At 48.1% G+C, this 19,998-nt stretch carries 18 protein-coding genes and 2 tRNA genes; all 20 read right to left on the bottom strand.

The features are described 5' to 3' along the window. Positions 1 to 83: 83 nt before the first annotated feature. Positions 84 to 1,028, bottom strand: a complete 945-nt coding sequence (cysK, locus tag K6T22_RS00420; RefSeq protein ID WP_238238374.1) for a cysteine synthase A — start codon at positions 1,026 to 1,028, stop codon at positions 84 to 86. 80 nt (positions 1,029 to 1,108) lie between these two features. Further along, a complete protein-coding gene (locus K6T22_RS00415) occupies positions 1,109 to 1,420 on the bottom strand; it encodes a SurA N-terminal domain-containing protein (RefSeq protein ID WP_023466564.1) in 312 nt (103 codons plus the stop codon). A gap of 12 nt (positions 1,421 to 1,432) precedes the next feature. Beyond that, positions 1,433 to 2,356: an Hsp33 family molecular chaperone HslO gene (gene hslO, locus K6T22_RS00410; protein WP_053454595.1), complete on the bottom strand. Its 924-nt coding sequence runs from the start codon at positions 2,354 to 2,356 to the stop codon at positions 1,433 to 1,435. A 10-nt stretch (positions 2,357 to 2,366) separates the two neighbouring features. Then, entirely contained in the window at positions 2,367 to 3,128 is a 762-nt protein-coding gene (locus K6T22_RS00405; protein ID WP_053454605.1) for a type III pantothenate kinase, read from the bottom strand. A gap of 180 nt (positions 3,129 to 3,308) precedes the next feature. Continuing rightward, positions 3,309 to 5,312 (bottom strand): ATP-dependent zinc metalloprotease FtsH, encoded by a 2,004-nt coding sequence (ftsH, locus tag K6T22_RS00400; RefSeq protein WP_238238373.1) that lies wholly within the window; start codon positions 5,310 to 5,312, stop codon positions 3,309 to 3,311. 120 nt (positions 5,313 to 5,432) lie between these two features. Then, positions 5,433 to 5,978 (bottom strand): hypoxanthine phosphoribosyltransferase, encoded by a 546-nt coding sequence (gene hpt / locus K6T22_RS00395; RefSeq protein WP_238238371.1) that lies wholly within the window; start codon positions 5,976 to 5,978, stop codon positions 5,433 to 5,435. Positions 5,979 to 6,011: 33 nt separating this feature from the next. Then, positions 6,012 to 7,244 carry a tRNA lysidine(34) synthetase TilS gene (gene tilS / locus K6T22_RS00390; protein ID WP_238238370.1) on the bottom strand — a complete coding sequence of 411 codons (1,233 nt, stop codon included), beginning with the start codon at positions 7,242 to 7,244 and terminating at the stop codon, positions 6,012 to 6,014. 71 nt (positions 7,245 to 7,315) lie between these two features. Beyond that, positions 7,316 to 7,387 (bottom strand) — tRNA-Glu (locus tag K6T22_RS00385). A gap of 9 nt (positions 7,388 to 7,396) precedes the next feature. Beyond that, a tRNA-Met gene (locus K6T22_RS00380) sits at positions 7,397 to 7,473 on the bottom strand. Positions 7,474 to 7,626: 153 nt separating this feature from the next. Continuing rightward, positions 7,627 to 8,142, bottom strand: coding sequence for a S1 domain-containing RNA-binding protein (locus K6T22_RS00375; RefSeq protein ID WP_035413250.1), 516 nt, complete (start codon positions 8,140 to 8,142; stop codon positions 7,627 to 7,629). An 83-nt stretch (positions 8,143 to 8,225) separates the two neighbouring features. Then, the gene (locus K6T22_RS00370) at positions 8,226 to 8,603 is read right to left on the bottom strand and encodes an FtsB family cell division protein (protein ID WP_238238369.1); all 378 of its coding nucleotides are present in this window, start codon (positions 8,601 to 8,603) and stop codon (positions 8,226 to 8,228) included. Positions 8,604 to 8,669: 66 nt separating this feature from the next. Continuing rightward, positions 8,670 to 8,942: an RNA-binding S4 domain-containing protein gene (locus K6T22_RS00365; RefSeq protein WP_238238367.1), complete on the bottom strand. Its 273-nt coding sequence runs from the start codon at positions 8,940 to 8,942 to the stop codon at positions 8,670 to 8,672. Continuing rightward, positions 8,939 to 10,369 carry a bifunctional methyltransferase/pyrophosphohydrolase YabN gene (gene mazG, locus K6T22_RS00360; protein ID WP_238238366.1) on the bottom strand — a complete coding sequence of 477 codons (1,431 nt, stop codon included), beginning with the start codon at positions 10,367 to 10,369 and terminating at the stop codon, positions 8,939 to 8,941. Before mazG ends, K6T22_RS00365 begins: the two co-directional genes overlap by 4 nt. Further along, positions 10,366 to 11,913, bottom strand: coding sequence for a putative polysaccharide biosynthesis protein (locus K6T22_RS00355; protein ID WP_238238365.1), 1,548 nt, complete (start codon positions 11,911 to 11,913; stop codon positions 10,366 to 10,368). Before K6T22_RS00355 ends, mazG begins: the two co-directional genes overlap by 4 nt. Continuing rightward, positions 11,910 to 15,425: a transcription-repair coupling factor gene (mfd, locus tag K6T22_RS00350; RefSeq protein ID WP_238238364.1), complete on the bottom strand. Its 3,516-nt coding sequence runs from the start codon at positions 15,423 to 15,425 to the stop codon at positions 11,910 to 11,912. Before mfd ends, K6T22_RS00355 begins: the two co-directional genes overlap by 4 nt. 56 nt (positions 15,426 to 15,481) lie before the next feature. Then, positions 15,482 to 16,039 (bottom strand): aminoacyl-tRNA hydrolase, encoded by a 558-nt coding sequence (pth, locus tag K6T22_RS00345; protein ID WP_023466549.1) that lies wholly within the window; start codon positions 16,037 to 16,039, stop codon positions 15,482 to 15,484. Between the two features lie 88 nt (positions 16,040 to 16,127). Next, entirely contained in the window at positions 16,128 to 17,084 is a 957-nt protein-coding gene (locus K6T22_RS00340; RefSeq protein WP_012368955.1) for a ribose-phosphate diphosphokinase, read from the bottom strand. Between the two features lie 55 nt (positions 17,085 to 17,139). Next, on the bottom strand, positions 17,140 to 18,489 hold the full coding sequence (gene glmU / locus K6T22_RS00335) for a bifunctional UDP-N-acetylglucosamine diphosphorylase/glucosamine-1-phosphate N-acetyltransferase GlmU (RefSeq protein ID WP_238238363.1): 1,350 nt from the start codon (positions 18,487 to 18,489) through the stop codon (positions 17,140 to 17,142). Positions 18,490 to 18,657: 168 nt separating this feature from the next. After that, entirely contained in the window at positions 18,658 to 18,969 is a 312-nt protein-coding gene (gene spoVG / locus K6T22_RS00330) for a septation regulator SpoVG (protein ID WP_238238362.1), read from the bottom strand. 158 nt (positions 18,970 to 19,127) lie between these two features. Further along, positions 19,128 to 19,967, bottom strand: a complete 840-nt coding sequence (purR, locus tag K6T22_RS00325) for a pur operon repressor (RefSeq protein WP_238238361.1) — start codon at positions 19,965 to 19,967, stop codon at positions 19,128 to 19,130. Positions 19,968 to 19,998: the final 31 nt, after the last annotated feature.

Here is a 19,998-nt window from a genome sequence, read left to right as displayed (position 1 = left end):
GTCCCCCACTTCACACTATTCTGCTCTCATTATACGCAAAAAAGTACACGGAAGCCGAATGACTTCCGTGTACGTGCTGTTGATTATTTTGATTGATCTGCTTCTTCCTCGACTTGATACAGTGGTGTACTTAAGTACCGCTCACCGTTCGAAGGAATGATCGCGAGGACATTTTTTCCTTTTCCAAGGCGTTTTGCTGTCTTGAGCGCTGCCGCAATCGCAGCACCTGACGAGATACCACCTAAGATACCGTTCGTCTTCGCTGCTCGACGTGCGTGATCGAATGCTTCTTCCGTCGTGATTTGCTCGACACCATCATAAATGTCTGTATCGAGAATCGACGGTACGAACCCAGCACCGATTCCCTGCAATTTATGCGGTCCTGGTTTACCACCAGATAAGACTGGTGAATCCGTTGGTTCGACGGCAATGATTTCGATTCCTTTGAAAGCATCGCGTAACACTTTCCCAGCACCCGTGATTGTTCCACCTGTTCCAATACCTGCGATGAATGCATCAAGTTGCATGCCTTCGAACGCTTCGACGATTTCAGGACCTGTCGTTTTTTCGTGGACGACTGGATTGGCACCGTTATTGAACTGTTGTGGCATGAAGTAACCGTGCTCTTCCGCTTCCGCTGTCGCGCGAGCAATCGCACCCTTCATTCCTTCAGGACCTGGTGTCAGAATCAATTCTGCACCATAGGCGCGAAGCAACGTCCGCCGCTCCATGCTCATCGTTTCAGGCATAACGAGGATGGCGCGATATCCTTTCGCCGAAGCAACCATCGCAAGCCCAATTCCTGTGTTACCACTCGTCGGCTCGATGATCGTGTCGCCTTCTTTGAGTTGACCCGCTTCTTCCGCTGCCTCGATCATTGATAAGGCAATCCGGTCTTTTACGCTTGACCCAGGATTCATGTACTCCAGTTTCAGATAAACATCTGCATCCTCAGAACCCGTTAGATGATGTAACTTGACGATCGGCGTTCGACCGACTAAATCTAGTACTGAATTCGCAATACGCATGACCATTCCTCCTCATTAGTGAACCGCTTGAATTCCAAGTAATCCGATAGACTAATTATCAGCGGATTGGATGAAATCTGTCAATCAAAGCGTTTGACTTCCGGCTTTTTTCCATCTTTCGTCTGGCGTTCGACCGCTTCTTGAATCAACCGATCAATCGTCTGCTTCTCCTGCTCCGTCCGCATCGTCTGATAAACCATCGCTCGCGTGATCTTTTCATCACCGACTTCAGCAACGACATCCTCAAGCGGACCACCGATACTATCCTGAACGATTTTAGGAGAATCGACTTTCGGGAGCTCACCCATGAAGGCGTAAGCACCGGTCATGAAATTCGTCAACATTAAGATGAAGATCAACATCCACAAGTACTTAGGTTGTACATTCCCCATATCAGATCCCTCTTATGCTCTTTCGAGTGATTTTTCGCGAAGTTCCTCTAATTCTGGAACATCATAGTGATAATGCTCTGAACAGAAGTGACAAACAGCTTCCGCGCCGCCATCTTCATCAATCATTGCTTGGATCTCATCTGGACCGAGTGCGATGATTGCTGTCGCTAACTTTTCACGGTCACACGTACATTCGAATGAGACCGGGATCGTGTCGAGGTGCTCATAGTCACCGAGAACGAGTTCGAGCATCTCTTCTGGTGTTTTTTCTTCACCAACGAGAATCGAGATTGGTTTAAGCGCTGCAACACGTTTTTCAAGCGCTGAAATCGTCTCTTCCGATGCACCTGGCATCAACTGAACGATCAATCCGCCTGCTGCGATGACCGATTCGTCTTCCGGATAAACTAGTACACCTGCGCCGACGACTGATGGGCTTTGTTCCGATACTGCGAAGTAATACGTGAAGTCTTCACTGATCTCACCTGTTTGAATCGGTGACTGACCACCGACGAAGTCACGTAGTCCGAGGTCTTTAATGACAGAGATGTTTCCGCGACCGACTGCTTCACCGACTTTTAATTTCGTCAGACCGTCTGCATTGACGTACGTATCCATCTCGACACGTGGACGACTGACGTATCCACGAACGACACCTTTTGCGTCCGCATCGACGATGATTTTCCCGATTGGTCCATCACCTTCCACTTTCAGCGTGACACGTGTATCTCCTTTTTGCATCGTTCCCATCATCGCACCGATCGTCAGTGTGCGACCGAGTGCTGCTGTGACGACAGGTGTCGTTTGGTGGCGGAGTTGTGCTTCATAGACCGTTTTTGTCGAACGGATTGCAAACGCACGGACTTCACCGTTGAAGCCTAACGCCCGTACTAAATAGTCATCTTTTAATTGTGCTAATAATTCTTCACGTTTCATCTTGATTCCCTCACTTATTTCGTTCGTAGATAATCCGTAATCCATCTAACGTCAAGAATGGATCGACGACTTCAATCATCGTGGATTCCTCGCTAATTAATCGGGCTAAGCCGCCGGTCGCAATGACCTTCGCTTCACCCATTTCGTCTTTCATCCGGTGGACGAGTCCGTCTACCTGCGCCACGTATCCGAAATACGTTCCCGACTGCATCGCATGGATCGTATTCCGTCCAATCGCTGACTGTGGCTTCGCAATTTCGATTCGTGGTAATTTTGCTGCCTTATTATAGAGTGCCTCGGTCGCAACCATCACACCTGGTGAGATGATGCCACCGTAATACCGTTTTTGTGCATCGATGTAACAATACGTCGTTGCTGTTCCAAAATCGACGATGATCATCGGTCCCTCGTATTTCGCCGTCGCCGCTACTGCATTAACGATTCGATCGGCTCCCACTTCACGTGGATTGTCGACTTTTAAATCAAGTCCTGTCTTAATTCCTGGTCCAATCAAGAATGGACGACGTTTGAAGTAACGCACACACATGTTTTCGAGTGGAAACACGACGGGGGGTACGACAGATGATAACACGATTCCCTCAACTTCTTCCACGTTTAGCTCTGCGTCGCGGAACAACGCCTTGACGAGCATACCGTATTCGTCCGTCGTACGTGTCCGGTCTGTCGCAATCCGCCAATGCTCAATCAACTCTTGTCCTTGATAGACACCTAAGACGATATTCGTATTTCCGACATCGATGACTAAAATCATTTGCTTATTTCCCCGCTTCTTCTCGATTTTCATTCTTCTCTTCATTCCAATTCTGCACGATAGGAATGATATACGTTGTGATTATACCATGCTCGTATAGACACACCTACAGATGTGTATTCGCTCGTTCTGCAACAAAAAAGAACGGATTCGATAATCATCGAATCCGTTCTCTTCGGCTTACACTTGATCGTCGCGGCGCGGCGTATCTGGTGTGTCCGTATCTACATTTTTTCCTTCGTCAACGACTGAACCCATTTGCGTTGGAGACTCTGTCGGTTGATCAACAGTTACATCTGTTGATTCCGGTGCTTTCTCTTCTGCTTTTGGAGTCGTTGCTTCTGGTTCATGTTTTTTGTATTCGCCTGTCTCTAAAAGATGGTGAATTTGTTTTTGATCGAGTGTTTCAACTTCAAGCAACGTCGTTGCAATCAAGTCGAGCTGATCGCGTTTCTCAGTCAGGATATCTTTCGCTTTTTGGTAACAGCGGTTGATGATCGCTTGGATTTCCGTATCGATCTCGTGTGCAATCGCATCCGAGTAGTTCTGTTCGTTTTGGAAATCACGACCGAGGAAGACGTTACCGCTTTGACCAGATCCGAATTGAAGTGGTCCGAGTTTTTCACTCATCCCGAACTCCATGACCATTTTCCGTGCAAGACCTGTTGCACGCTGGAAGTCATTGCTTGCCCCAGTCGAGACTTCTCCGAAGACGATGTCCTCTGCAACACGACCACCGAGCAATCCAGTAATCTTGTCTTCGAGTTCCGGCTTCGTCATGAAGTAACGATCTTCTTTTGGCAACATGACGACATATCCACCTGCGTTACCGCGAGGAACGATTGTTACTTTGTGTACTTCATCCGCATCGTCGAGCGTGACACCGATAATCGTATGTCCTGCTTCGTGCCATGCGACAATCTTTTTCTCTTTCGGCGAGATAATCCGGCTCTTCTTCGCTGGTCCAGCGATAACACGGTCAATCGCTTCTTCGAGATCAACGATCGAAACTTTATCACGGTCTGATCGAGCCGCAACAAGTGCTGCTTCGTTCAGAAGGTTTTCAAGATCCGCACCTGAGAATCCAGGTGTTCGTTGCGCGATGGCTTTCAAATCAACTGTCGAATCAAGCGGTTTGTTCCGTGCGTGAACTTTCAAGACTGCTTCACGACCGACAACATCTGGACGGTCAACCGTGATTTGACGGTCAAAACGACCTGGACGGAGTAACGCAGGGTCGAGAATATCAGCACGGTTCGTTGCTGCGATCATGATGATACCTTCGTTTTCACTGAATCCATCCATCTCAACGAGAAGTTGGTTCAATGTCTGCTCACGCTCATCGTGTCCACCACCGAGACCTGCGCCCCGTTGACGACCGACAGCATCGATTTCATCGATGAAGATGATACATGGTGCATTTTTCTTCGCGTTTTCGAACAAGTCACGGACACGTGATGCCCCGACACCGACGAACATCTCAACGAAGTCAGAACCTGAAATCGAGAAGAATGGTACGCCAGCTTCACCAGCTGCGGCACGTGCGAGCAACGTTTTACCTGTACCTGGAGGACCTACGAGGAGGACCCCTTTTGGAATACGGGCGCCGAGCTTCGCGAATTTACGTGGATCTTTTAAGAATTCGACGACTTCGACGAGTTCTTGTTTCTCTTCGTCTGCACCGGCTACATCGTCAAACGTAATCTTTTTCTTCTCTGTATCATAGAGGCGTGCCTTCGATTTACCGAAGTTCATGACGCGACCGCCACCACCGCCACCTTGCGCTTGATTAATCAAGAAGAAGAAGAGGATGAAGATGATGATGAATGGAACGATCGTCGTTAGCAACGCGATCCAACCACCATTCGTTTCTGCTGCCTTAAAGTCCATTTTGACTCCTTGGCTTCTGAGTTGCGTGTAGAGATCCGTCAATTCCGTATCAACAGCCGGTACGACCGTCTCATACGTCGAATCTTTTTCACGCAAATCTCCTGTCACATTATACGTCTGCCCTTCATATTGGAAGGTAGCCGTCTTGATTTCACCTTTTTCAACAGACTCGACAAACTGTGTGTAATTGATTTCTTTGCTTTTGTTCACTGGACTCTGCAAGTATTGCAGAAACAAGATCAAAGCTAGAAAAATGACCCCAAACACGAGGGTATTCTTCACTGCTCGGTTCATCTTATGCCTCCTCTCCGCATCCATCTCGTTTTTCTAGTGGATGAATACGAATCCTGGCGCGACAGGGCGCGCTTTGTAATTGGTTTCATCTTATCATGGGACAGACGAGATTAAAAATAATTAGCCGCCGTAGACTGCAGGTTTCAAGACACCTACGTACGGAAGGTTACGGTACTTCTCTTCGTAATCGAGACCATAGCCGACAACGAATTCGTGTGGAATAACGAAGCCGCTGTAATCTGCTTGCAAGTCATTCTTCCGTCCCGTCGGTTTGTCGAGCAATGTCACGATTTTAACGGACTTCGCTTTCCGGTACTTGAAGAGGTCTACGAGGTAACCAAGCGTCAATCCGCTGTCAATGATATCTTCGACAATCAAGATGTCGCGTCCTTCTACCGATGTGTTCAAATCTTTTTCAATCTTGACTTCACCTGTTGATGTTGTCCCACCGTGATACGTTGAAACGTCCATGAAGTCCATTTCAAGGTGCATATCCATCTTTTTGACAAGGTCGGACATGAAAGGCATGGCGCCTTTTAAGACACACACAAGCAACGGAAAACGATCGTGATAATCCGCTGTCAGTTCGCCGGCGAGTTCGCCCACTTTATTTTGGATCTCTTCTTCTGAAATCAGTACTTTTTCCATATCGTTCATCAAGGTCATGCTAGGTATTCCTCCTCCATAATAAACACTACATTACCATTCTATCATTAAATAAGATTTTGCGAGGAGTTCAAATGACCCGAATATTGCAATTCGATGTCCAATGACGGCTAAAATCACTCCATTTGCATCGACGACGACCGGCACCTGTTCCCGGAGATAACGTGGAACCTTCGCATCAATTAGAATTCGACTGACTTTTTTCGAACCAACAGCAAGCTGAATCCGATCTCCCGGACATGGCGGACGTACCGTCAACGGAAACGCAATCGCGTCCAGTGGGATACCGTGTGTTCCAATTGAGAAGCGAACCATTTGTTCACCATAATGATACGTTCCCAAATTCTCCCCTACTTGAAACGGTAAATCGTCATTCATTGACCGCATCACACGATCTTGCATCAAAAAGCCATATGCACGTCGCATCCTCCAGTTTCCATAATACACTTCGTCCGAGCCCTTATCCACCCGAAGCCATGTAACAAAGTGACGAATCGTTTCGGAAGAAAAGGTTTCACCCGTTAACGTCGGCAAGACGAGCCGTTGTAAATCCGTCGGCAATTCTAAAATACGTGCGATGGGAATTCCGTTCTCCTCTTTGCATCGATCGAGATAGGTGGCGACGAATGTCGCCTGCTCACGCATGATGTGCTGACGCGCATGTGCCGCAGCAGCTGTTGCCTGTTCAAAACCTGGACGAATGTCTTTTAACGGGGGAAGAATCGTATGTCGGATTTGATTTCGTAGATAGGTCGTTTCTGCATTTGATGCATCCTCTCGCCACGGTACCTCATGTTGCCATGCATAATCGAGTAATGCTTGCTTCGATTCATGTAGTAACGGTCGGTGTAACCAGCCGTTACCAAACGGACGGATGACAGGAATGCCATCAACTTGCGCTTCTCCTCGAACGAGCTGAATCAGTAGCGTTTCGATTTGATCATCCTGATGATGCGCGAGAACAAGACGCGAGCGTCCTGTTTCTTCCATGATGCGTTCAAAAAACGAATACCGTGCTTCTCGACAAGCTGCCTGCGAGCTCGTTCGTCCTGTCCAGTCTAAGCGCGTCATGAAAAACGAAATCTTGCGAGTAGTTGCCCAGTCTTTGATAAAACGTGCTTCTTCGTCGGAAGCTTTTCGTAATCCATGATGCACATGCGCAATTGCAATGTCATACCCTTCTCGGTACAACCGATCCACGAGTACCATTGAGTCACATCCCCCAGACACTCCGACTAGGAGCGGTTCGAACGGTACATTTTCCATGACGACTTCACCCCTTTCTATTAAAACCTAAAAAAAGCTATCTCTATATAATAGAGATAGCTTTTTGAGAATGACCCGTACGGGATTCGAACCCGTGTTACCGCCGTGAAAGGGCGGTGTCTTAACCGCTTGACCAACGGGCCAAAAAAATATGGTAGCGGCGGAGGGAGTCGAACCCACGACCTCACGGGTATGAACCGTACGCTCTAGCCAGCTGAGCTACACCGCCATATTTTTAACTCGTGCGTCTTAAGCACATTTTCTATAATACGGGCAGGTCAAATGAAAGTCAACGCTTTTTATAAAAATAATTTCAAAAAAATAAAAGATGGAATGAACAGCGTCATTCCATCTCTATTCTTATAAAGAACAGGTCAGCAAGTTATTGACGTTTTGCGCCGCGCCCGCCACGTTTTGAATCCGTTTGACGTTTCAATGTAGCAAGACGATCTTCACTATCTTTCAGGAAACTAGACATCAACGTATCGAACGATTGTTCTTTGCGCGGTGGTGGTGTGTTACGGCCACCTTTGTTGAAGCCTCCACGATTACCGCCTCCACGTGGTCCTTTGTTATCGAACGAACGTGGTCCGCGATCTTGTCCCGCTGGACGTGGTCCACGATCGAACTGACGTGCTGGACGTGGGCGTTCACCTTCTGGACGATCGACGGCTTTTTTGATGGAAAGACCAATCTTACCATCGTTTTCAACACTTAAGACTTTAACGGTGATTTCTTGACCAACCGTTAACACATCATTGATGTCCTTAACATAAGAATCTGCCACTTCACTGATGTGAACAAGACCAGTTTTCCCTGTTGGTAACTCAACGAACGCTCCGAAATTCGTGATGCCTGTTACTTTCCCTTGCACTTTGCTGCCTACTTCAATCGACATAAATTGTATTGCTCCTTTTTAGTTGATTCGTTTCTTATTATACGAGTGATTCATTCTTTTTTCAATCAATCGGCAACCTTCAATTAGTCTTCAGGTGAAAAGTAGAAAATCGTTTCCCCTTTTTTCGAATAGAGCAACTCGCTCCGAGCTAAGTTCGCCACGTATTCTTTATCATTGAGACGACTGATTTCTTCTTTTAGACGAGCCGTCTCTTTTTTTGCTTTTGCCTGCTCCTGTTCGGCTACTTGGAACGATTGTTTTTGTTCTGCGATCAATTGCCGTTTTTCCATGTATGACCACCCCATGAGGGAAAAGATGAGCAAAAAGACGGTCAGACACAGGAAAAAGCGATTTTTGAGACGTCGACGGTTTTCGATGGCATTCTGACTCAACTGCTTCTTACGGTCATTGAGCGGCTTGATCTTTGGCGTTTGACGCCCTGATTCGAGCGGTGTTGGCATATCATCCCTCCTCTTTCTGAGTGGTCATCCCTGACACTCTTTAGTATACTTCCTTTTTCCGGTAAATTACATCGATTCTTCGGAATTCACCTTTTCTTCACGGACAATCTCATACATATCAGACGCTTCTTCTTTTTTCGCATGTTCTTTAATGCTTGATATCGCAACTGTGACGATCTTATTTCCGAACCGAATCGTCATCTCGTCCCCTGCTGCTACGGTGCTACTTGCTTTCGCTACATTACCGTTGATCGTAATACGACCTTGATCGGCTACTTCTTTAGCAAGCGTCCGTCGTTTGATCAGACGCGATACTTTTAAAAATTTATCAAGTCTCATGACTGTTCCTCCTGCTTCGCTTGATGCCAGAGTAAATCTTGCTCTTCAAGCGTCATCTCAACGAGCGGTCGATCCGCTAGTTGTTCCATTCGTGTAAAACGGCGAATGAATTTATCATTCGTTCGTTGTAATCCCTCTTCTGCCGATAGACCGAGGTATTTTCCGACGAGTGTCATTGAAAATAGGACGTCTCCGAATTCCCCAAGTCGTTCTTCTGGTGTTGCTTCTTTCAATTCACGTAACTCTTCGATCACTTTTTCAAGTGCCCCCTCGACGTCTTCCCATTCAAAACCGACTTTCGCCACTTTCTTTTGAATATCTTCCGCCCGCATCAAGGCAGGTGTTCCTTTTGTCACACCATCGAGCAAGGAAGTTCGCTCTGGTTTTTCTTGCGCTTTGATGTCCTGCCAATTTGAGACGACGTCTGCTGATGAATCGACCGTCGTTTCCCCGAAAACATGCGGATGCCGACGAATCATCTTATCACTGACGCTCCCGATGACGTCTCGAATATCGAAATAGCCTTCATCGAGACCAATTTGCGCATGGAGCATGACCTGCAAGAGGACGTCTCCTAGCTCTTCTATCATTAAGTTATCGTCCTGAAGGTCGATGGCTTCCAGTAATTCGTAAGATTCTTCGATTAAATGTCGTTTTAAGGACTCATGTGTCTGCTCTTGATCCCACGGACAACCGCCTTCACCACGTAAACGAGCAATAATCTCTTTTAATGTCGCAAAGTCACGATTTAACGTCTGCTCGTTCGTAACGGGTGGGACATAGACTGTCGTTAAGTTACTGAGCGTCGTCACATGATCGAGTTCATACAACGGTACGGTTTGAACGGTTTGTTGACTCGTACCTGCTGCCGTGACAAGCCTGACCAGATGTTCATCCGGATACCGTTCCATCAGCTGGACCTTTAAATCACCTGCGACGAGCGCATCATAGACTTGTCCAATCAGTAGATGTTGACGAATCTGTGCTTCATCGACGGCAAACGCCGTTGCATCAAGTAACTGGAATCCTTCAATCGGATCCACACCAAGTGCTGCGAACATTGGATCGAGAAAACTTTGTCCCCCTACGACATCGACATTATCCGTCCGTTGCAACAACTGTTGTACGGTACTCTCAGCGACTAATGGATGACCTGGAACGGCATAGATGATGTCTGTTGTTTCAGAAAGACGAAGCAATTCCTCGACGATTTCTGTGTATACGTCTTCAAACCGGCTATGTCGTTCGTAAACCGAGTCAAATGATGTAAAGTTCATTCCCTCTGCTGCAAGTTCTGAAACGACTGGATGGTCCATCGTCCGCAAATAGACGGGTTGTGTCGTATTTTTTAATAATCGATAGATGCCGAATGGCAATTGTTCGAGTTCGCCGACGCCAAGGCCGACGATCGTAATTCGGTGTGTCATATACTCCTCCTACGTTGGTACATCTGATATAACTTATCTCCTAAAGGCAATAATGCCCACTCTTGTTCTGATAAGGCACGGACGCGTAAAGCCATGCTGCCATAAATGATGGCACCACCGACGACAAGGACGCCGACTTCGAGTGCCGCACCGATTCGTGTCTCAAGCTCAAACAGCTGAAAGAACGTTTCGATCAGGTAAAGAAACACGCCCATGGCGAGCACAGGTAAGACCAGTCGTCGATAAAATGCGTTTCCTGCTGATACGCGACCGAACTTCCGGTTCAATAAAATCCACTGCGCTGCCGCCATGACGGCAAAACCGCCAAATGTCGCCATACCCGCCCCGATCATACCATATCGGGGAATGAAATAGAGATTCAGAGCAAGCTTCGCCCCTAATCCGACAAGAACACCAACGAGCGCATATTTCTCGGCATCGACTGACTGTAAACAGGAGACGATCATCATCGCAATCGAAGCTGCAAACGCTGTCGCCGCGAGCCAAATCAACCCTACTGTTCCTTCATCATTTTGATATAACGCAATATTGAGCGGACGCATCACACCCATTAATCCGATCGTTGCTGCAGCGGCGATCAATAGACCTGAACGGAGCAACGTCTCTAGTTGTTGACGCATCATCTGCTGTTCATGTTTCCGGTATGCAGTTGACAACGACGGCACACTCGCAAGACTCATCGACGTCGCAAACAAAATCGCGAATTGGAGTAACGGATAGCCGCGGTCGAGTATTCCTTTTTCGATTTTTGTTTCCGTCGTATTACCGAGTAGATTGACGAACGTCAACCCATCAATCAATTGCATCAGCAATAAAGCCAGTGACGCGATACTAACTGCTACGCCACTTGTCACGAGTACCTTTCCGACACGTCTTATATGAATGCTCGAAAATACCGGACGACCGATTTTCCCTTTCGCAAACCGTAGCAAAACGACTAACGAAACCACACTGCCACCGATCGCCGTTAAATGAGCGCTCGCACCAATCCAGTACGGATCCGCCTGCATCGAGACCCCGATATAGGTCACGAGCAACAACAGTCCGACGCGAACGGCATTTTCGGATACTTGAGATACGGCCGTCGGTCGCATCTCAAGATCTGCTTGAAACATTCCTCTTAGGACGGCAATGACCGGTAGTAAATAAAACGTACACGTGACGGCACGCAAGGGAACGACGAGTTTGTCGTCCCCAAACCAACCGGCAAGTGTCGGGGCGATCCACCACCCGAGCAAACCGAAGAAAACCGTCATCGCAAGTAAGACATAAAAAATCGACCAAAGGACTTCTCGTTTCTCATCTGGATGGTGAAGCGTCAACTTCGCCACGATGACGGGCAGCGCATAAATGCCGAGCGCTGCCGCAATCGCAAATAACGGATAGACGGTCTGATAGACATACAATCCAAAGTCACCGGCGAGATTCTGATACGGAATCCGGTAAAAGAAGCTGAGTAGTTTTGAGATATAACTAGAGATCGCAAGTAATGCTGCGCCTTGCGCAATCGTCCGTTTATTCATCGCGCGACAAGCCGGCGATCAAGTTCCGCCAATAATTGTTCTGCCTGCATCGTCATCTGTTGCGTCGACTGTTTGTTGCGGTTCAGGGTTAAGACGAGTTTCTGCTCTTGTTGTCCCATCCCAAGACCACGTCCTAGTGGAACGGTCCATTTGACAAAGTCCGCCACATCGAGTTGTTGTGTCGATTGGAGCGACAAGATGATCTCGATTTTCGGATCAGTTTGTTTAACACGCTCGACACGTGCCCGTTCAGCGAAAATGCGCATCCGTGTCAACTGGATCAAACGAGCGACTTCATCTGGGAACTCACCGAAACGTTCGAGCATTTCTGTTTCGAGTTGTTCGAGACTATCGACGGTATCGACATATTTCAAACGTTTATAAAACTCGATTTTTAGCTCGGAGTCCGTCATATAGTGTGATGGAATATAGGCATCGAGACTGAACGTGAACTCAGGAACGAATTTCTGAACGCGTTTTTTGCCTTTCATCCGTTCTTTCCGCTCCTCGACTGCTTCTGCGAGCATCTGTGAATAGAGATCGAAACCGACGGAATCGATGAAGCCAGATTGTTGCGAACCGAGTAAGTTCCCGGCACCACGAATCGACAAGTCACGCATTGCGATTTTAAAACCGCTACCGAGCTCCGTGAACTCCTTGATTGCTTGCAGACGACTCTCTGCCACTTCCGTCAATCGTTTTTGCGGACGGTACGTAAAGTACGAGTAGGCGACGCGACTTGACCGACCGACACGACCACGTAATTGATAAAGCTGCGATAAGCCCATTTGATCGGCGTCATGAACGATCAACGTATTGACGTTCGGGATATCAATCCCTGTCTCAATGATCGTCGTACTGACAAGGACGTCGGCATCTCCTTCGAAGAAAGCGATCAGCTGACTTTCGAGTTCGGTTTCCGTCATTCGCCCGTGCGCCGTGACAATCCGCGCTTCCGGTACGAGTGCGCGAATCTCTTCTGCCTTTCGCTCGATGCCTTCGACACGGTTATACAAGAAGAATGCTTGTCCACCACGTCCGAGTTCCCGTTCGAGTGCTTCGCGCATGACGATTCCGTCGTATTCCATGACATACGTCTGGACTGGGTAACGGTTTTCAGGCGGCGTCTCAAGGACCGAAAGATCGCGAATCCCGATCATCGACATGTGCAATGTCCGCGGAATCGGCGTCGCTGTCAACGTCAAGACGTCGACGTTCGTCTTCAACTGCTTCAGACGTTCCTTGTGTTTAACACCGAATCGTTGCTCTTCATCAATGATCAACAATCCGATATCAGCGAACTGGACATCTTTCGAAAGCACACGGTGTGTTCCGACGACGACATCGATTGTTCCCTCTTTTAATCCTTGTTTCGTTGCCTTCAACTCTGCCGGTGAACGGAACCGACTCATGACCGAGACTCGAATCGGCCATTCGCTGAATCGCTCAAGCATCGTTTCGTAGTGCTGTTGTGCAAGAACGGTCGTCGGTACGAGCAACGCGACTTGTTTTCCAGCCATGACTGCTTTGAACGCCGCTCGAATCGCCACTTCTGTTTTTCCGTACCCGACGTCACCACACAACAGACGATCCATCGGACGCGGCCGTTCCATGTCTTTCTTGATCTCGGCAATCGATCGCAATTGATCGACCGTCTCCTCGTACGGGAACGAGGCTTCAAAGGCTTGCATGTTATCGTCATCTTCCGGGAAAGCAAAACCGACAGCTGCTTCACGAGCGGCATAGAGTTTGATCAACTCATCGGCGATATCTTCGACCGATTTTTGGACCTTCGCTTTGACCTTTTTCCATTCCGTCCCACCGAGTTTATAGATTTTTGGTTCTTTTCCTTCAGCCCCGACATACTTTTGAATCAAGTCGATTTGATCGACAGGCACGTACAACGAATCCTCGCCTGCATACACCAGATGAAGATAATCCTGATGATTACCAGCTACATCAATCGTCTTGATGCCATGGTACCGACCAATCCCGTGATGGATATGGACGACGTAATCACCTGTCTTTAACTCTTGATAACTCTTGATTCGTTCAGCATTCGTCAACTTCGTCGTCTGCTTTCGACGACGCGCCGGTTGTTTGAAGACTTCCTCTTCCGTGATGACGACGAGACGTGCATTCGTCATTTCAAATCCACCATGAATCCCACCGATCAAAATCGCTGGTTGACCACGGGTGATACCCTCTTTCGTTACGATCGAGGCTTCAACCCCATAATCAGATAACGTTTGGCGCATCCGCTCAGCACGTTCCCGGTTACTCGCTAAGAAGACCATCCACATGTCGGCACGGCGATACCGTTCGACTTCTTGCTTCAGTCGTTCCATCTGACCATGAAACGGCGCAATCGGTTTGATGCTGAAATGGATCGCTGCACTTTCCGGCACCCCGCTCCGGCGTGTCGGTAGCAGCGAGAGGTACAACAACGGTTGTCCTTCAAAGACGTGTGCCATTGGAACGGACAGGATGTAATCACTGACGCTTTGACCGCGTTCAATGAGCGATGCCATCCATTCCGCTTCTTCTGCATCCTGGACTTCTGCCGCTTCTTCAACCCGTGCGACTTCATCGACGATTAAGACACTGCCCGTCACGTCTTGACGTAACGTCGACGTGTAGAGGATCGGTGCATATTTCGCGAACTGTTTCGGTTGATCGCCGTTTTCTAACAACTCAACGTCGTAAGCGATTCCTTCTTCGAGTGCTGCGAGGACTTCCGTACTTTGGACGCGCTCTTTCGTCGCCTCATAAAGACGGCGGACTTTTTCACCCGCTTCCTTTAACTGATCCTTCGTTGCGAAGTGTTCGGCTGCTGGCATCAAACACGCTTCTGCGACGACACCGAGCGAGCGTTGGGTCTCCGCATCGAATGTATAGATCGAGTCGACTTCCTCATCAAATAGATCGAGCCGGTACGGACGTTCGACCGTGAGCGGATAGATATCAATGATACTTCCGCGAACAGCAAATTCACCGGGTGTCGTCACGGTTGCGGTCCGCTCGTACCCCGCATCGACTAAGTCCTGGACGAAGTCTGGAATCGACAAGATATCGCCCGGTTTGACTTGTTTGACGTGTGATAGGAACGTCTGTGCATCCGGAACGTATCGGCGTAAACCAACGAGCGGAATGATCAGAATTCCATCGTCCGTCGTTAGTAAACGATGACGTGTCTCGATCCGCGTTGCCCGCAATTCCGGACTTGCCCCGTAAGAGAGTTCCGCCGCTAACGTCTCGTCGACCGGATAGAGCATGACGTCTTCTTCCGGTACGAGTTCAATCAAATCATCGTACAGTTTTTGCGCTTGGAACATATTATGTGTCACGAGTACGAATCGACGTTTCGTCTCCTGATAAATACCGGCGACGAACAGGGCTTTTCCGCTATTCATCAAACCGGTGATCAACTGTGCATTGACACCATCTCGGAAGCGTTCCCGAACCGTCTTGATTTCAGGAATTGCTAGTAAGAGTTCTTGTAATTGTTTCATCTTCTTCCTCCTAAAACACGACAGCAAAAACGCTTTGGAACCCCAAAGCGTTGCGTTCAGTTATACCGATTCATCAAAGCGAGAAACGGTGTGTCTATGAAGTCCGTCGCTACATCGACAGACGCATTGAGTACATGTTGCAAGCTTCCTTGTTCCGCTTTCGAAAAATTCATCAACACCCAGTCAATGACTTGGATCGGTGCCGGTGGTCGGCCGACGCCGAGCTTAAGACGCTTGATTTCCTGCGTGCCGAGGTGCTGGATCAATGATTTCACACCGTTATGACCGCCTGCACTCCCTTTTGAACGTAAGCGCAGTTTCTCAAGCGGTAGATCTAAATCATCATAAATGACGAGCACATCTTCGACCGCAATTTTATAAAAATCAAGCAACGGTCGAACCGCTTCACCTGATAAGTTCATATACGTCAATGGCTTCACGAGTACGACACGCTCTCCGTTTATCATTCCCGTTCCGAAGAGGGCTTTAAACTTCGATTCTGAGAGCTTGATCCCGTGCTTCTCCGCTAACGCATCAATCGCTAGAAAGCCGATATTGTGGCGCGTATTTGCATACTTTGCCCCAGGATTCCCTAATCCGACGATACATTTCATATCGATTCCTCATTTCTTTTTGAAAAAATAAACGAACAAGGGTCCGATTTCAATAAATCGGACCACGTCGTTCGTATGCATCAAGCAATCAGCTGAAGAGCGGGCTGATTGATTTCTGTTCGTGTACACGGATGATTGCTTCTGCAAGCAAGCGTGCCACAGAGATTTGTTTGATTTTGCTTGCACATTCGCGTTGTGTTAAATCGATCGTGTTCAAGACAACGAGTTCCTCGATCGCCGAGTTCTCGATCCGTTCCATTGCTGGACCTGAAAGAACAGGGTGTGTACAACATGCATAGACTTGTTTCGCTCCGTTTTCGATCAAAGCGTTTGCTGCAAGTGTGATCGTACCTGCTGTATCGATGATGTCATCGATGATGATGGCAATCTTACCGTCGACTTGACCAACGATGTTCATGACTTCAGCGACGTTCGGTTTCGGACGGCGTTTGTCGATGATCGCGATTGGTGCTTTTAATTGTTCTGCTAATTTACGTGCCCGTGTGACACCGCCATGGTCTGGAGAAACGATGACGAGTTCGTTTGGATCGATGTTCTTTTTCTCGAAGTATGAAGCGAGAAGCGGTACACCCATCAACTGATCTACTGGAATATCGAAGAACCCTTGGATTTGTGCTGCATGGAGATCCATCGTCACGACGCGTGTCGCTCCTGCTACTTCAAGCAAGTTCGCAACGAGTTTCGCCGTGATTGGCTCACGTGAACGTGCTTTGCGGTCTTGGCGCGCATAACCGTAATACGGGATGACGACGTTGATTGTCCGTGCAGACGCCCGTTTCAGTGCATCGATCATGATGAGAAGTTCCATCAGGTTTTCGTTGACTGGTTGGCTTGTCGATTGAATGATGTAAATATCATCCCCTCGGACACTTTCTTCGATGTTCATCGAAATTTCGCCATCACTGAAGTGTTTGACTGAACTTTCGCTCACCGGAATTCCGATGACTTTAGCGATTTCCTCTGCCAGTGGTTTGTTCGAGTTGAGTGCGAAAATACGAATTTCATGTTCTAAGACAGTAGACATGTGTAGGTGGCCTCCATTTGTTTGGGTTTAGACGAGTAGAGCGACAAGTAATGAATTAACGATAATCAGGTTTCGTCGTTTGACGTTCCCGTGCGATCGCGAGACCGTTTTCCGGCACATCATCTGTGACGGTTGATCCGGCAGCGACAAGGGCGTTCTTGCCGACCGTGACCGGTGCGATCAAGTTGACGTTACAGCCGATGAATGCATCGTCCTCAATGATCGTCTGGAATTTATTTTCCCCATCGTAATTGACCGTGATTGATCCGCAACCGAGATTGACGTTGTCGCCGATCGTTGCATCTCCGACATAGCTCAAGTGCGCTGATTTGCTACCTTCGCCAAATGTCGATTTCTTGATCTCAACGAAGTTTCCAACGCGTGTGTTCGCACCAAGTACTGCTTGTTGACGTAAATGCGCGAATGGACCGACTTGCGCCGCTGGACCAATCTTACTGTCCGTGACGACCGATTGACGAACGATCGCGCCATCTGCCACTTCACTATTGCGAATATCCGAGTTCGGACCAATCGTACATTCTGAACCGATGACGGTGTGACCGAGCAACTGCGTACCAGGATAGAGAACAGTATCTGAACCAATCGTAACGTCAGGTCCGATATACGTCGAAGATGGATCGACGAATGTGACTCCTTGACGCATCCAGTACTCATTCGTCCGCTTACGCATCGACGTTTCCGCTTGTGCCAGTGCGACGCGATCGTTAACACCAATTGTCTCTTCGAACGTAGGTGCCGCATACGCTGCGATCGTTTCGCCTGCTGCTTTTGCAAGTTCAATCACGTCTGGTAAGTAATACTCACCTTGCGCATTGTCGTTCTTGACCTGTTTCAGCGTCGCGAACAGCATTTCGTTATCGAACACATACGTACCTGTATTGATTTCCCGAAGTGCGAGTTCTTCTGCATTCGCATCCTTATGCTCGACGATTTTCGAGACGTTTCCGTCTTCGCCACGAACGATTCGTCCGTAACCTGTCGGATCGTCAGCAAGTGCCGTCAAGACAGTCACTTTTGCGTTTGTATCCGTATGATGTTGAAGCAATGAAGCCAGTGTCTCACTCGTCAAGAGTGGTGTATCGCCACAGACGACGAGCGTTGCTCCTTGTTCGTTCCCGAGTACGGGTTCTGCCATTTGAACAGCATGACCTGTGCCAAGCTGCTCACTTTGAAGTGCGTATTCCACCGATGTGCCAAGCACTTCTTTGACGGATTCCGCACCGTGACCGACGATGACGACCTGTCGCTTGACGCCGAGCGTCGCTAATTGATCGACGACGTGCTGTACCATAGGTTTCCCAGCGACTGGGTGAAGTACTTTGTAAAGCTTCGATTTCATCCGAGTTCCTTTACCCGCTGCTAGAATTACCGCGAAATGATTCATCCTTGTCGCTCCTCCACGTAAATTAGTGTTGATTTCGTTCTGAAATAGTACACTCGTTCCAACTATAACGAAAATGGCATCGTTATTCAATGATGGGACGAAGCGGAATTGAGGAAAACACGTGAAAAAAGACAGGTTTTCCCAAGAAGAGAAAACCTGTCTTTTTTCTTATGCTTGATCTGTCGTTTGGACAGAAGAGACTTCGTAACCGACGCCTTCTTCTTGATCCTCACGTGCCGCATAGGCTTCAAGTACTGAATCTTCGACCTTTTTTCGCATTAATGCATTGATTGGATGAGCGACATCCCGGAAGATACCTTCTTGCGTTCGTTTGCTTGGCATGGCGACGAAGAGACCGCTGTTCCCTTCGATGACACGCAAATCATGTACCACGAATTCGTGGTCGAGCGTAATAGAGGCAAGTGCTTTCATTCGACCCTCTGCCACGACGCGACGAATTTTAACGTCCGTAACGTTCATTTTGTCCGCACCCCTTTAACCGTTGTCACAACTCTTCGTTGTCTACTTCTACTTACGGCTTAAAACAAACAAAGGTTTAGTCTTTCCCAATCTTTTTACGCATAATTTCCAAAAGTTTGATAATTACAGTATAGTTACAATCCATGCGACTGTCAATTTCAGGTAGTCTCAGTTTCTGAGAAGTAGTGGTCGACGTTGCCTCGTTTGACTTGGATTTGTCCAAGATCAACATCGACGTCTGCTAGTTTCATTAAGCTGACGTATTCGTTGACCATCTTTTTCTCAGCACCTTCTGCCTCGATCAAGACACCAACGCCTGCGACTTTTGCTTCGAACTCGCTTAAGAGACTCATCATCCCACGAATTGTTCCACCGGCTTTCATGAAATCATCAATCAATAAGACGTTCGCTCCGCGAGGTAAGCTTCGACGCGCCAGTGCCATCGTCCGGATTGCTTTTGAAGAACCTGAGACATAATTGATACTGACCGTTGAACCTTCCGTGACGCGACTATCCGAGCGGACGATGACGAACGGCACACCGAGTTGTTCTGCGACTGCATAAGCAAGCGGAATCCCTTTCGTTGCAATCGTCATGACGACATCGACTTTCTTTTGACTGAAGACAGACGCAAATACTTGCCCCATTTGTTTGACCATCTTCGGGTCCCCGAGTAAGTCTGTCAAATAGAGATATCCCCCCGGTAACAGTCGATCGGGACGTGCGACACGTTCACATAGATCGTCAATGAACGGTAACGCCTTTTTACTGCTCCACGTTGGGATGAACATGACGCCACCTGCAGCACCCGGTACCGTGACGAGACGCCCCGTTCCCTCATGTTCTAACATCTCGCTGACGATATCTAAATCTTCACTAATTGAGGATTTCGCCGATTTATAGCGCTCTGCAAAAATCGTCAATGAGACGAGATGATGGGGATGGTCAAGCAAGTACCGCGTCATATCGACCAACCGTCCACTTCTCCGAATTTTCATTTGTATTGTTCCACCTCTCCGTAATTCCGAA

The sequence above is a fragment of the Exiguobacterium acetylicum genome (assembly GCF_022170825.1).
Taxonomy (GTDB): domain Bacteria; phylum Bacillota; class Bacilli; order Exiguobacteriales; family Exiguobacteriaceae; genus Exiguobacterium_A; species Exiguobacterium_A acetylicum_B.
The sequence above is the reverse complement of the archived record's forward strand: the minus strand, read 5'-3'. Positions and strand labels throughout refer to the sequence as shown.

What these genes read in the sequence shown, in the direction of transcription:
- K6T22_RS00355 (WP_238238365.1), bottom strand. Translation starts at nt 11,913, where the DNA reads ATGAATAAACGGACGATTGCGCAAGGCGCAGCATTACTTGCGATCTCT.
- K6T22_RS00415 (WP_023466564.1), bottom strand. Translation starts at nt 1,420, where the DNA reads ATGGGGAATGTACAACCTAAGTACTTGTGGATGTTGATCTTCATCTTA.
- K6T22_RS00375 (WP_035413250.1), bottom strand. Translation starts at nt 8,142, where the DNA reads ATGTCGATTGAAGTAGGCAGCAAAGTGCAAGGGAAAGTAACAGGCATC.
- mazG (WP_238238366.1), bottom strand. Translation starts at nt 10,369, where the DNA reads ATGACACACCGAATTACGATCGTCGGCCTTGGCGTCGGCGAACTCGAA.
- K6T22_RS00340 (WP_012368955.1), bottom strand. Translation starts at nt 17,084, where the DNA reads ATGTCTACTGTCTTAGAACATGAAATTCGTATTTTCGCACTCAACTCG.
- spoVG (WP_238238362.1), bottom strand. Translation starts at nt 18,969, where the DNA reads ATGAACGTTACGGACGTTAAAATTCGTCGCGTCGTGGCAGAGGGTCGA.
- K6T22_RS00405 (WP_053454605.1), bottom strand. Translation starts at nt 3,128, where the DNA reads ATGATTTTAGTCATCGATGTCGGAAATACGAATATCGTCTTAGGTGTC.
- purR (WP_238238361.1), bottom strand. Translation starts at nt 19,967, where the DNA reads ATGAAAATTCGGAGAAGTGGACGGTTGGTCGATATGACGCGGTACTTG.
- hslO (WP_053454595.1), bottom strand. Translation starts at nt 2,356, where the DNA reads ATGAAACGTGAAGAATTATTAGCACAATTAAAAGATGACTATTTAGTA.
- K6T22_RS00370 (WP_238238369.1), bottom strand. Translation starts at nt 8,603, where the DNA reads ATGCCAACACCGCTCGAATCAGGGCGTCAAACGCCAAAGATCAAGCCG.
- ftsH (WP_238238373.1), bottom strand. Translation starts at nt 5,312, where the DNA reads ATGAACCGAGCAGTGAAGAATACCCTCGTGTTTGGGGTCATTTTTCTA.
- mfd (WP_238238364.1), bottom strand. Translation starts at nt 15,425, where the DNA reads ATGAAACAATTACAAGAACTCTTACTAGCAATTCCTGAAATCAAGACG.
- hpt (WP_238238371.1), bottom strand. Translation starts at nt 5,978, where the DNA reads ATGACCTTGATGAACGATATGGAAAAAGTACTGATTTCAGAAGAAGAG.
- cysK (WP_238238374.1), bottom strand. Translation starts at nt 1,028, where the DNA reads ATGCGTATTGCGAATTCAGTACTAGATTTAGTCGGTCGAACGCCGATC.
- tilS (WP_238238370.1), bottom strand. Translation starts at nt 7,244, where the DNA reads ATGGAAAATGTACCGTTCGAACCGCTCCTAGTCGGAGTGTCTGGGGGA.
- pth (WP_023466549.1), bottom strand. Translation starts at nt 16,039, where the DNA reads ATGAAATGTATCGTCGGATTAGGGAATCCTGGGGCAAAGTATGCAAAT.
- glmU (WP_238238363.1), bottom strand. Translation starts at nt 18,489, where the DNA reads ATGAATCATTTCGCGGTAATTCTAGCAGCGGGTAAAGGAACTCGGATG.
- K6T22_RS00365 (WP_238238367.1), bottom strand. Translation starts at nt 8,942, where the DNA reads ATGAGACTTGATAAATTTTTAAAAGTATCGCGTCTGATCAAACGACGG.